The sequence below is a fragment of the Streptomyces albus subsp. albus genome (genome assembly GCF_000725885.1).
Lineage (GTDB): Bacteria > Actinomycetota > Actinomycetes > Streptomycetales > Streptomycetaceae > Streptomyces > Streptomyces albus.
Map to the genome: position 1 here is coordinate 35,225 of NZ_JODR01000024.1, position 12,516 is coordinate 47,740.

General features: G+C 72.0%; 5 protein-coding genes. 3 read left to right on the forward strand and 2 right to left on the reverse strand.

Features of this window, described 5'->3' with window-relative positions; all coding sequences use genetic code 11:
- Nucleotides 1-18 precede the first annotated feature (18 nt).
- Nucleotides 19-3,333 (reverse strand): right-handed parallel beta-helix repeat-containing protein, encoded by a 3,315-nt coding sequence (locus IO40_RS0125730; RefSeq protein ID WP_031176228.1) that lies wholly within the window; start codon nt 3,331-3,333, stop codon nt 19-21.
- Nucleotides 3,334-3,673: 340 nt separating this feature from the next.
- On the opposite strand from IO40_RS0125730, the gene IO40_RS0125735 reads away from it, so the two are divergent.
- The gene (locus tag IO40_RS0125735; protein ID WP_041968845.1) at nt 3,674-4,888 is read left to right on the forward strand and encodes a S8 family serine peptidase; all 1,215 of its coding nucleotides are present in this window, start codon (nt 3,674-3,676) and stop codon (nt 4,886-4,888) included.
- A gap of 315 nt (nt 4,889-5,203) precedes the next feature.
- On the opposite strand, the gene IO40_RS0125740 is transcribed toward IO40_RS0125735, so the two are convergent.
- Nucleotides 5,204-9,172 carry a type VII secretion protein EccC gene (locus IO40_RS0125740; protein WP_033229823.1) on the reverse strand — a complete coding sequence of 1,323 codons (3,969 nt, stop codon included), beginning with the start codon at nt 9,170-9,172 and terminating at the stop codon, nt 5,204-5,206.
- Between the two features lie 276 nt (nt 9,173-9,448).
- Between IO40_RS0125740 and eccD the strand changes: the two genes are divergently transcribed.
- Together eccD and eccB are read left to right on the forward strand one after the other, a co-directional pair.
- Nucleotides 9,449-10,849, forward strand: a complete 1,401-nt coding sequence (gene eccD / locus IO40_RS0125745; protein WP_030408777.1) for a type VII secretion integral membrane protein EccD — start codon at nt 9,449-9,451, stop codon at nt 10,847-10,849.
- A gap of 24 nt (nt 10,850-10,873) precedes the next feature.
- Complete coding sequence (gene eccB / locus IO40_RS0125750) at nt 10,874-12,352, forward strand: type VII secretion protein EccB (RefSeq protein ID WP_030408776.1); 1,479 nt, start codon at nt 10,874-10,876, stop codon at nt 12,350-12,352.
- Nucleotides 12,353-12,516: the final 164 nt, after the last annotated feature.

Genomic DNA, 12,516 nt, shown 5'->3' on the forward strand with positions numbered 1-12,516 from the left:
CCCTCGGCGGTGCGGGGGTCAGCCCGCCGGCTGGGGGGAGGACGTCGGGAGGTCCTCCGGGAGCAGCAGGCGCAGGTCCTCCAGTCCGGGGGCGTTCATCGTGCCGATGCGGCGGGCCTGCCGCGTCATCATCGACTCCAGGAGCTGGCGGGCGGTGCGCGCGTTGCCGAAGGAACGGTCGCGGGGGATCAGTTCCACGTAGCGGCGCAGCGCCTCCAGGGTCTCCGGCGGGCAGTCGTAGCCGGAGTTGGTGGCGTACATGTTCATGATGGTGACCAGTTCGTCCGCGGAGTAGTGCTCGAACTCCACGGTGCGGCTGAAGCGGGAGGCCAGGCCCGGGTTGGAGTCCAGGAAGCGCCGCATCTCGGCGGTGTAGCCCGCGGCGATGACGACGACCTCGTCGCGGTGGTCCTCCATCAGCTTCAGCAGGGTGTCGACGGCTTCCTGGCCGAAGTCGGAGCCCGAGCCCTCGGGGGTGAGGGTGTATGCCTCGTCGATGAACAGCACCCCGCCGAAGGCGCGTTCGAAGACCTCCTTGGTGAGCTGCGCCGTGTGGCCCACGTACCGGCCCACGAGGTCGGCGCGGGCCACCTCCACGAGCTGGCCGGTCTTCAGCACGCCGAGGGAGTGCAGCAGGTCCGCATACAGGCGGGCGATGGTGGTCTTACCGGTGCCGGGCGGGCCGGAGAAGATCAGGTGGTGGCTGATCTTCGGGGTGGGCAGGCCGGCGGCGCGGCGCTGCCGGGTGGCCTCCAGCAGGTTCACCAGGTCGGTCACCTCGCGTTTGACGGCGGCGAGGCCGACCATGGAGTCGAGTTCGGCCAGCAGGTCCTGGGAGCTGCGTGCCGAGTCGCCGCCGCTGACCGCCTCGTCGTCGGCGACGTCGGCGGGCAGCAGCAGGGACAGGTCCGCCTCCGCGGGGTTGTCCATGGAGCCGAGCCGGAACGCCTGCCGGTCCACCATCTCCTCGAAGACGCGGCGGGCCGCGCGGCCGTTGCCGAACGTGGAGTCGCGCGGCATCCGCTCGTACAGCCGGGCGAGGGCGTCCAGGGTGCTGGGGTCCAGCTCGTAGCGGTGGGCCTCGCACATGGACTCGGTGATGGTGACCAGTTCCTCCACCGAGTAGTTGGTGAACTCTATGGTGCGGGTGAAGCGGGACGCCAGTCCGGGGTTGGAGCTGAGGAAGGTGTCCATCTGGTCGGTGTAGCCCGCGGCGATGACCACCACGTCGTCGCGGTGGTCCTCCATCAGCTTCAGGAGGGTGTCGATGGCCTCCTGGCCGAAGTCGGCGCCCGAACCCTTGCTGTCGGACAGCAGGGTGTACGCCTCGTCGATGAACAGGACACCGCCGAGGGCCTCGTTGAACGCCTCGGTGGTCTTGATGGCCGTGCCGCCGATGACCTGGGCGACCAGATCGGCGCGGGAGACCTCGACGAGGTGGCCGGAGCGCAGTACGCCGAGGTCGGCGAGGATGCCGCCGTAGAGGCGGGCGACGGTGGTCTTGCCGGTGCCGGGCGGGCCGGAGAACACCAGGTGGCGGCTCATCGGCGGGGCCGGCATGCCGAGGCTGGCGCGGCGCTGGGCGAGCTGGTTGAGGTTGACGAGGGTGCGCACCTGGTGCTTGACGTCGGCCAGGCCGATCAGCGACTCCAGCTCCTCCAGCGGGCTCTCGGGCTTCTTCGGTCCGCCGCCGGCGGGGCCGGATTCGGCGCCGCCCGTGCCGGCGGTCTCGCCCCAGGCGTCGGGGGACGCGTTGCCGCTGCTGTCCAGCCCCTCCACGGTGAGGCGGTCGCTGGGGCGGGACTGCTTGAGGCCGGCGCCGCGGTTGTCGCGCACGGTGCACACGCCCAGGGTGACCTTCTCGGCGGTGTCCACCCGGATGCCGTCACCGGTGTTGGCGGTGACCTGGCACGCCTCCAGGGTGGCCTTGGCGCCCTCGGCGAGCAGGACGCCGTGGGCGCCGGCCTCGGACAGGTGGAGGCGGTGCCCGGTGACCTCGCCGCCGCTCTCCACGTGGAGGCCGGCGGCGGCGCTGGAGCGGATCTCGCAGTCGAGGAGGGTGCCGCGGCCGTCGGCGGCGATCGTGACTCCGGCCAGTGCGGTGTTGCGCACGGTGGTGTCGCGGATCTCCGGGGCGCCGCCGTCGGCGATGCGGATGCCGGTGCCCTCGGTGCCCTCGACGGTGCACCCTTCCAGCCGTCCGCGGCCGTCCTCGGTGACCTCGATGCCGTGGCCGCGTGCGTCGGTGATCCGGGCGCGGCTCAGCAGCGGGTTGGCGTTGGTGCGGACGGAGATGCCGACTCCGGCGGCGTCGATCACCTCCAGCCGGTCGAACTCCGCCGAGGAGCCCTCCATCAGCAGGACGGAGGCGGTCTTGTCGGCGCACTCGCGCACGGTGGTGCCGGTCAGCAGCGGCGCGCTGGAGCCGATCACGCGGATCGCCGGGTCGGTGGCGGAGTCGAATTCGCAGTCCTGGAAGGTGCCCCGGGAGCGTTCGGTGACGGCGAGCCCGTTGCCCTTGGTGCGGGAGGTGACGCAGCGCAGTAGCTCGGGGTCGGCTCCGGAGGACAGGACGATGCCGGGGCCGGAGGTGTCGGTGACGGTGATCTCTTCGAGGGCGGGCCGGGAGCTGCTGGTGACGTACACGCCGACCGAGGTGTCGTGCACCCGGGTGCGCAGCACGTGGGTGGAGCACTTGCCCTCCAGCGCGATGGCGGGCTTCTCGGTGGAGGTCACCTCGCAGTCCTCCACGCGGCCCTGTGCTTCCCCGTTGGCGAGGATGCCGTTGCCCTGGGCGTCGCGTATCCGGCAGCCGCGTACGGTGGTGCGGGCCTGCTCGCCGAGGACGACCGCCGAGGTGCCCAGGTGCTCGAAGACGGAGTCGGCGACGACGCTGCCGGTGGGCGCGGTGTCCACCACGCCGGCGCCCTCGGGGTTGGAGATGCGGCAGTCGCGGATGGCCACCGAACCGCTCTCGCGTGCCAGGACGGCCGTCCAGCCAGAACCCACGACGGTGCAGCCGTCCATGGCCACCTGGCCGCGGGGCGCGTCCACCACGGGCAGGTCCTCGTTGCCGCCGCGCAGGGTCAGATCGGTGAGCATCACCGCGTCGGCGACGAGCACCACGGCGGTGCCCCTGGGCGGGCAGATCTCGACGCTGCCGCGCTCCCCGTCACCGGCGATGGTGATGCGGGTCCGCACCGTCAGGTTCTCGCGGTAGCGGCCGGGCCGCACGCGTATCACCGCTCCTGCGCGGGCCTTCTCCAGGGCCTCGCCGATCGTCCGGAAGCCCTCCGGCTGGTCCGGACCGACCGTGAGCAACTGCCGTGACACGCTGGGACCTCCTTGTTGTGATGCCGCTGCCGGGCCCCTCGAACCCCGGGCCGCGGGGAGGCCGGGGGGAGAGGTACAGGCACGCGATGAAGGCTACGGGAACCGTGGCACCGGCAGCCAGGTGCCTCCGGCACCGATGGCGGAGCCATATCCGGGGTGAAGCGCGGCAGTTCGATCCGTGGTGCGCGTTGACGGGGGACAGTATCCACGCAGTCCACGCGGGGTACGCGGTGCACACGGGCCACACGGTCCGGGCAGTCCGCGCGGATCCCCCGGTTTTCGCACGTGGGGCGGTCCGGCACGTTACCGCGTGGTGATGTCCTGAGCGTATCGTGCGCCCATGCGACGTGCTCGTTCCCCTCACCGCCCGGTGGGGCGTGCGGTGGCCGCCGCTCTGCTGGCCGCCGTCCCGCTGGCGGCCCAGACGCCGCCCGCCGCCGCCGACTCCGTCGAACTGCCCGCTCTGTCGGCCGTCCTGGAGCCGGACAAGCCGTGTGCGCGGGCGTCGGACGAGACGGCACGCGAGGAGACGTGGACCCGGCAGGCGCTGGGGCTCGACCGTTCCTGGTCGCTGGCGGACGGCCACGGCGTGACGGTCGGTGTGGTGGACACCGGGGTCGGCAAGGACATTCCGGCCCTCCAGGACCGGGTCACCGCGGTCGGCTCCGCGGACACCGACTGTGTGGGGCACGGCAGTTTCGCCGCGGGCCTGATCGCCGCCGCGCCCGGGAAGGGCGTGGGGGTGGCCGGGGCCGCGCCGGCGGCCCGCATCCTGGCGGTGCGCGGCACCGACAAGCGCGGCAGGCCGACGGCTCAGCGGCTCGCGGACGGTATCCGGGCCGCGGTCGACGGCGGTGCGCAGGTCGTCTACGTGGGGCGGGCGGTGCCCACCGGCAAGGAGGAGCTGACTGCCGCCGTGGAGTACGCCACGAAGCGGGACGCGCTGGTCGTCGCCCCGTTCGCCCCGGACGCGCTGCCGGTGGACCGCGCCACCGGCGAGACGGAGGAGGCGGCGCCCTGGTACTGGCCCGCGGCGGCGCCCGGGGTGCTGTCGGTCATGGACTACGGCCCCGACGGCACCCGCCCGAAGAACGCTCCGCAGACGGGAGGCGCCGATCTGGCGGCTCCGGGGGACGCGGTGGTCAGCGTGGGTCCCAGCGGCCCGGGGCACTACATCGGGTCGGGGGCCTCGCTCGCGGCGGCGAACGTGGCCGGGGCGGCGGCGCTGGTCCGCTCGCGGCACCCCGGGATGACGGCGGCGCAGGTGTCCCGGCAGCTCGTCACGGCGTCGTACCCGGCCCTTCCGCCGCGGGTGGACCCGTACGGGGCGCTGACCACCGTGCTGACCGACAAGCAGGCTTCCGTGCCCTCCCCGCCGCCTGCGAAGATCCCGCCGGAGGCGTCCCCCCAGCCGCTCAACCGTGCGCTGCTGATCGCGGGCGCGGGCGGCATGCTGGTGGTGCTGGTCGCGGGTGCGGCGGTGGTGATACCGCGTGGCCGGGCCCGGGGCTGGCGCCCGGCGGGCCGGGAGGAGGAGCGCGGCACGGCCGTGTGACCGGCCACGCGCGGGACGTGGCCCCGGGAGCGCCCACCCGTAGGACGTGGGCCGAGGGGAATTCCGGCGCGTCCCGCGGCCGGTGGTCCCCGGGGCGGCACGCCGGACGGAAGCGTGAACTTCCTGTGAACCGGACGCGAACGGCCGCCCGAGTGAGGTGCGGAAAAGCGCGGGCCCGATCACGGGAAATGCAGGATTCCGTCCGTGCCCCGCGAAAAGTACGCATGCGGGATTCTCCGTGAGAAAGGGAACCGCCCCCGGCCAAGGAGCCGGGGGGCGGAACCGTTCGACGGAAGTGACCTCTGGGCGGGCGGATCACGCGTCCGGGTCGTCCATCATCGCCGTCTGCACCTGTGTCGCCTTGCGGCGGGCGACACGGATGGCCCGCCCCGGGTTCATGTTCCTGCCCTTGATGTTGCCCAGCAGAATGCCCTCCGAGGGCGGGCAGGACAGCAGCAGGGCCGGGGTGTTGACCTCCAGCAGCCGTCGCATGAGCATTTCGTTGAGACCGCGACCGGCGCCCGCGGCACTGCGGGTGACGATGATGTGCATGCCGACCTCCCAGCCCATGGCCAGATGGTTGAGCAGCGGGTCGAACGGCGAGTTGCCGATGCCGGCGCCCAGCATGTCGTAGTCGTCGACGAGGATGAACAGACGCGGCCCCGACCACCAGTCGGCCTGCTTCATCCGGCCCGGGGCGATCTCCGGCCCCGGCACCCGGGTCTGCACGGCACGGGCGGCACCGTCGAGGAGGTCCTTGAGTGCCCCCAGCGAGACCGCGTGGCCCAGCCGGTACTCCTCCGGCACGGCTTCGACCAGGTCGCGGCGGTAGTCCACGAGCATGATCCGCGCCTCGGCGGGCGTGTACCGCTCCGTGATGGCCTTGGCGACCAGCCGCAGCAGGTTGGTCTTGCCGCTCTCGGTGTCGCCCACCACGACCAGGTGCGGGCTCTCGCTGAAGTCGTGCCACACGACCGACAGCCGCTCCTGCTCCAGGCCGATCGGCACCCGGAAGTCGCCGCCGGCCGGCGGCAGCTCCCGCACCGGCAGCTTGGTCGGCAGCATCCGCACCCGCGGGGCGTTGGGGCCGCGCCAGCTCTCCTTGACCGCGGCCACCAGGCTCGCGACCCCGTCCGCGAGGTCGTCGGCGGACTCCGCACCGTCGATGCGGGGGAGCGCGGTGAGGTAGTGGAGCTTGCCCTCCCGGGTCAGCCCCCGGCCGGGGATGCGCGGCACGGTGGCGGCGCGGCGGGTGTCGATCTGGGAGTCCATCGGATCACCCATCCGCAGCTCCAGGTGGGTGCCCGCCTGGTCGCGCACGGCGGCGGTCAGCTCCACCCAGCGGGCGGCGGTCACGATGAGGTGGACGCCGTAGTTGAGGCCGCGGGCGGCGATGGAGGCGAAGGTCTGGATGTAGCGGTCGAAGTCCTGGCGGACCGTGGACCAGCCGTCGATGACCAGGAAGACGTCGCCGTGCGGCTGGTCCGCGAACTCGCCCGCGGCCCGGCGGCGGCGGTAGGTGGCCATGGAGTCGATGCCGTGGTCGAGGAAGAACCGCTCGCGGTCCGCGAGCAGCGCCGTGACCTCGGAGATCACCCGGCTCACCCGCTCGGAGTCCAGCCGCGCCGCGACACCGGCGGTGTGCGGCAGGTCGGCGAGCTGCGCCAGGGTGCCGCCGCCGAAGTCCAGGCAGTAGAACTGCACCTCGCGCGGGGTGTGGGTGAGGGCCAGCGCGGTGAGGATCGTCCGCACCATGGTGCTCTTGCCGCTCTGCGGGCCGCCGACGACGGCGACGTTGCCGCCGACGCCGGACAGATCGACGGTCAGCAGGTCGCGGATCTGCTCGAAGGGTTTGTCGACGATGCCGACGGGCACCGTCAGCCGCCCGCGCATCGGCCAGTCGACGGTGGTCAGGCCCAGTTCCGGATGGGGGGTCAGCGGCGGCAGCACCTGGTCGAGGGTGGCGGGCAGGTCCAGCGGCGGCAGCCACACCTGGTGGGCGGGCGGGCCGGCGCCGATCAGCCGTTCCACGGCGACGGACAGCAGGGTGTCGCCGGTCTCCTCCTCCGGCTCCGGCTCGGGCTCCGGGAGGTCGGGTACCTGACGGGGTACCACGTAGCTCGCCGTCCACGGCACGGTCTGGCTCGCCACCCGGGCCTGGTTGGCCCGGCTGCGGCGCTGCTGGTAGGGGCCGGAGACGTAGGCGGCGCGGAACCGGGTGAGTGCCTCCACACCGGACTTCAGATAGCCGCTGCCGGGCTGCGGCGGCAACTGGTAGGCGTCGGGGACGCCCAGCACGCCGCGGCTCTCCATGGCGGAGAAGGTGCGCAGACCGATGCGGTACGACAGGTGGCTCTCCAGCTGGTGCATCCGCCCCTCGTCCAGCCGCTGCGAGGCGAGCAGCAGATGGACGCCGAGGCTGCGTCCGAGCCGTCCGATCATCACGAACAGCTCCATGAACTCGCGGTGCGCGGAGAGCAGTTCGCTGAACTCGTCGACGATGACGAACAGGCTGGGCAGCGGCTCCAGCGGGGTGCCCGCGGCCCGCGCCTTCTCGTAGTCCAGCGCGGAGGTGTAGTTGCCGGCCGCACGCAGCAGCTCCTGGCGGCGGATCAGCTCGCCGTGCAGGGCGTCCTGCATACGGCCGACCAGCGCGGCCTCACCTGCCAGGTTGGTGATGACCGCGGAGACGTGGGGCAGTTCGTCCAGGCCGAGGAAGGTGGCGCCGCCCTTGAAGTCCACCAGGACGAAGTTGAGGGTTTCCGAGGAGTTCGACAGCGCGAGGGCCAGCACCAGGGTGCGCAGCAGTTCGCTCTTGCCGGAGCCGGTTGCGCCGATGAGCATGCCGTGCGGGCCGGTGCCGCCCTGTGCGGACTCCTTGATGTCCAGTTCGACGGGGCTGCCGTCGGGGCCGACCGCGATCGGCACCTTGAGCCGGTTGGACCCGGTGCTCTGCTGCCAGAGGGTCTGCGGGTCGTGCCGGTACAGGTCGGAGATGCCCAGCAGGGTGGTCAGTTCGACGTCGGAGGAGAGCGGTTCGGAGGAGTCGCCGCCGCCCATGCCCATCCGGTAGGGGGCCAGCCGCTTGGCCAGCGCCGTGGCACCGATCGTCCCCAGGGTGTCGGGGCGGCCGAGCCGGGTGGTCTGCTCCTTGCGTTCGCGGTCGGTGCGGACCAGCTCGAAGGAGTCCTCGCTGACGTCGAACCGCAGCGTGACCCGCCCCGGCCGCCAGCTGAGCGCGCCGGTGAGGTCCAGCACCACGGCGTTGCGGAAGCCGGCCCCGTCCACCCGGTGGCGGGCCGGCACGGTGCCGCCGTCGAGCACGATGACGGTGAACGGTTCGTCACGACCGGGTGGCGCTTCGGGGTCGAACGTCGGCCGTTCCATGAATTCGGCGCCGAGCAGGTCCTCCAGCTCGTTGAAGGCCGACACGAACATCCGGGCCGGGCCGGCTCCGTCGTTCTCCTGCGGATGGAGGTTGTGCGGGAGCCACTTCACCCATTCCCAGTCGGCCCGTCGCTCGTCGGAGACGCACAGGGCGACCCATACGTCGTCGGGGGCGTGGAAGGTGACGAGCTGCGCCACGATCGCGCGGGCCAGGGAGCGTATGCGCTCCTCGTCCCCGCGGAACAGCACCCGTGCCCAGGCCCGCAGATAGATGGCGATGGGCTGTTCGGGAACGGTGGAGTAGGCCCGGATGAAGCTGCGCAGGGCGTGCGCCGACAGCGGCTCCAGGTCCTCGACGGGGGTGGTGGCGGTGGGGGTCAGCCGCAGGCCCAGTTTCTGGTCCCCGACCGCGACGCGTATCTCGCCGAAGTCCTCGTCCTGCGGCCGGCGTTCCCACAGCCGCGTGGTGCCCGCCAGCTGCCACAGTGCGCCGGGCGGCGGATGCCGCCACGCGAGCGCTTTCTGCTGGTCGACCACCGCATTGCGGACCTTGCGCCGAATTTGTGTCAGGTAGCGCAAATAGTCGCGGCGTTCACCCTTCAGTCGCTGTTTGCGCTCGCTCGCCTTTCGCATCATCTGGCCGAGCATCATGGCCGCCGACGACAGCACCATCAGGCCCATCGCCAGATACATGAAATGGCTGCTGCGGCCACCGCTCATACCGGGTCTCATCAGCATGAGCATCATGGAGACCGACATCAGCGCCATGGGCAGATAGGTCCAGACGGCGGAACTGTCCGGTACCACCTCGGGCAGTGTGGGAGGTTCCTGGAGCTTCAGTTCGCCGTCCGGCATTTCGGGGCCGCGCCGACGCGCCGGTCGGCGGAACAGGACCACACTCAACGAAAGGTCTCCTCACGGGCGGGGCAACATCGGGGGAACGCCCTCGGTCCGTGGGCGCATCGACGCGTCCGCACTGACGACCGGAAATGCAACTTTGCATACCCGGTATACCAGTTCCCGGACCAGGCAAGTAATGTGCACCCATCCGGAGACGTTTGGACACACGCATGTGATGGCGTTTCGACGAAGTCACCCTCCCGCATCACTTCGTGGTCGACGGAACCTCGGGAACCCCCGTGCAGACCCCCGGAAGAAGCGTGAGCCAGCCCGATGACCGACAACCAGGTGGCCGGCCTGTGCCGTCTGACCGTACGTGCGCCGACCAGGAGCATGGACCTCGCGGTCCCCTCCGATGTGCCGGTGGTCGATCTGCTGCCCGCCGTCCTCGCCTACGGCGGCGACGACCTCGCGGAGAACGGCATCGACCACGGCGGGTGGGTGCTGCAACGCCTCGGCGGCGAGCCGATGGACGAGGAGCGCACCCTCGACTCCTACGACCTGCGCGACGGTGAGACGCTCTTCCTCCGGCCGCGCATCGACGCCCTCCCCGAGGTCCACCTCGACGACCTGGTGGACGGCATATCCACCACCATGCAGGAGCGGCCCCACGGCTGGAGCGCACTGGCCAGCACCCGGCTGCTGCGCGGCTTCGCCGTCACCGCCCTGCTCGCGGGCGCGGTCATCCTCGCCCTGCCCGGCGGCTCCTCGGGACTGCGCGCCCTCGCGGCAGCCGCCGCCGGACTGCTGCTGATAGCCGGCGCCGGCTCGGCCAGCCGCGCGGTCGGTGACGCCGCCGCCGGCGCCGCCCTCGGCATCATGGTGGGCCCCTACCTAGCCCTCGCCGGCTGGCTGCTGCCCGGCGGTGACCTCGGCGGCCCGCACAGCCACGAAGTGCTCGGCGCCCGGCTGCTGGCCGCCTGCGCCGCGGGTGCCGGCGGCGCGATCGTCGCCCTCGCCGCCGTCGCCGCCTTCGCGGCACTCTTCCTCGGCCTCGCCGTCGTCATGGTCTTCGGCACCCTGGCCGGCGCCCTCATGGTCGTCACCGACCTGGGACCGTCCCACGTGGCGGGCATCCTGGCCCTGGTCGCCGTCCTGCTCGGGGCGTTCGTCCCCTCCCTCGCCTTCCGGATGTCCGGATTGCGGATGCCGCCGCTGCCGACCAACGCCCAACAGCTCCAGGAAGGCATCGAGCCGCACTCCACCTCCGTGGTCTCCGCCCGCGCGGTGCTCGCCGACGGCTGGATGAGCTCGCTGTACGGGGCGGTGGGCGCGGTGTGCGCGGTCTGTCTCGCGGTGCTCACCCACGAGGGCGAGCTCCCCGAGATCATCATGTCGGTGGTGCTCGCGCTGCTGCTGTTGCTGCACGGACGCGGCCTGGGCAACGTCTGGCAGCGGCTCTCCCTCTTCGTCCCGGGGGCCGGCGGACTGCTGATGCTGGTCCTCTTCAGCGCCGTGACCTACTCGCCCGACAGCAGGCTGCTGCTGGCGGCGAGTCTGCTGGCGGCCACCGCGGGCATCATCATCGCCTCGTGGACCGTGCCCGGCAGGCGACTGGTCCCGTACTGGGGCCGGGCGGCGGAGATCCTGCACTCCGCGACCGCGATCGCCCTGCTGCCGCTGTCCTTGTGGGTGCTCGGCGTCTACAGCGCCCTGCGCGGACTGAACGGCTGACGGCCCGAACCGGAGGAACGCACAGTGCAGTCCAAGCGCGACCAGGTCCAGGCCCACATGTTCATCATGGGGCGGCTCACCTCGGGCATGCTGCGCGCCGACCCCGACGCCCCCGAGAGTCCCCAGGGCAGAACCAACCGCGGCGTCGCCATCAGCGTCATCATCGCCCTCCTGATCGCCGCGGGCTCCTTCGTCTTCGGGCTGCTCAAGCCCGGTACGAAGAACTCCTGGCGGGCGCAGGGCACGCTGGTGGTCAACAAGGACACCGGGGGCCGCTACCTCTACCTCGACGAGCGGCTGCGTCCGGTGCGCAACTACACCTCCGCGCGGCTGCTGCTCGGCGCCGACATGAAGACCGCCTCCGTCGGCAGCAACTCACTCAAGGGCACCGCGCACGGCGCACCCGTGGGCATCCCCGGCGCCCCCGACGACCTGCCGGCCGGCGACGCCCTGTCCACCGGCCCGTGGCAGGTGTGCTCCGCTCACGGCGACGGCCGGACCGCCACGGCGCTGGCCGTCGGCAAGGACATCGGGGGCAGGGGCCTGGGCCGCTCTGAGGGGCTGCTGGTCACCGGACCCGACAAGGCCCAGTACCTGGTGTGGCAGGGCAGCAAGCTGCGCCTGGACGTGGCCGGCGGCGCCCGCGAAGCGCTCGGCTACGGGTCTCGCGGCTCGCTCCCCGTCTCCGCGGCGCTGCTCAACTCGCTGCCCCCGGGCCCCGACCTGGCCGCCCCCGACGTACCGCAGCGCGGACGCCCCGGCCCGACGTTGGGCGGCGGCAAGACGCGGATCGGCCAGGTCTTCCGGGCGTCCGCGCCCGGTGGCAGCGCCCGCTACTACGTGCTCCACAAGGAGGGGCTGGCCCCCGTCAACGCCACCGTGGCGGCGCTGTTGCTCGGCGACCCGGAGACCAAGAAGAAGGCGTACGCGGACGGTGCGGTCAACGCCGTGCCCGTGGGCGCCGACGCCGTGATCGGGCACCTGGCGCCCGGCGCTGAGGGCGGGGACACCCGCACGGACCTGCCCGCCAAGCCGCCGAAGGCCGTCGCGCCGGGCCCCGGGGAGTCCCCTTGCGTGGGCGTCCGCTCGGACAAGGACGGCACGAGGGTGAGCGTGGCCCTGGCTGACCCTGACAGCATCGGGCGCGCCGCTCAGGCCACCTCGGAAGGGCTGACACCGGCCTGCACGACGGTCAACCGGATCGTGGTGCCGCCGGGCGGCGGTGCGCTGGTCCACGCACTGGGCGCGGGCGGCACGAACGTGGGCAGCACCGTCTACCTGGTGACGGACAACGGCGTGAAGTACCGGGTGCCGACGGCCGACGCCCTCGAAGCGCTGGGCTACAACGCCAAGCAGGCGCAGCGGCTTCCCTCGTCCCTGCTGTCGATGCTGCCCACGGGCCCGGACCTGACGTCCTCGGCGGCCAAGGCCGGCCGGGCGAAGGCAGTAACTCCGCCGTGTGGTCCGGGCAACGAGAAACCTGAGAACCAAGTCGAGCGCTGACGCATCCAATCCATCGGCATATCGACATCTGAGGAAGATTTGAGGAACGTCGAGGACGCATCGTCATCGGCCAACCGCCGTCTGTACGCAGGAGTATGACGCAACCTCGGCTTAACCGCCTTGTTGCCGGTAGGCGTTGCCCGCGTATGACGATCCTCATACCA

What these genes read in the sequence shown, in the direction of transcription:
- eccD (WP_030408777.1), top strand. Translation starts at nt 9,449, where the DNA reads ATGACCGACAACCAGGTGGCCGGCCTGTGCCGTCTGACCGTACGTGCG.
- IO40_RS0125735 (WP_041968845.1), top strand. Translation starts at nt 3,674, where the DNA reads ATGCGACGTGCTCGTTCCCCTCACCGCCCGGTGGGGCGTGCGGTGGCC.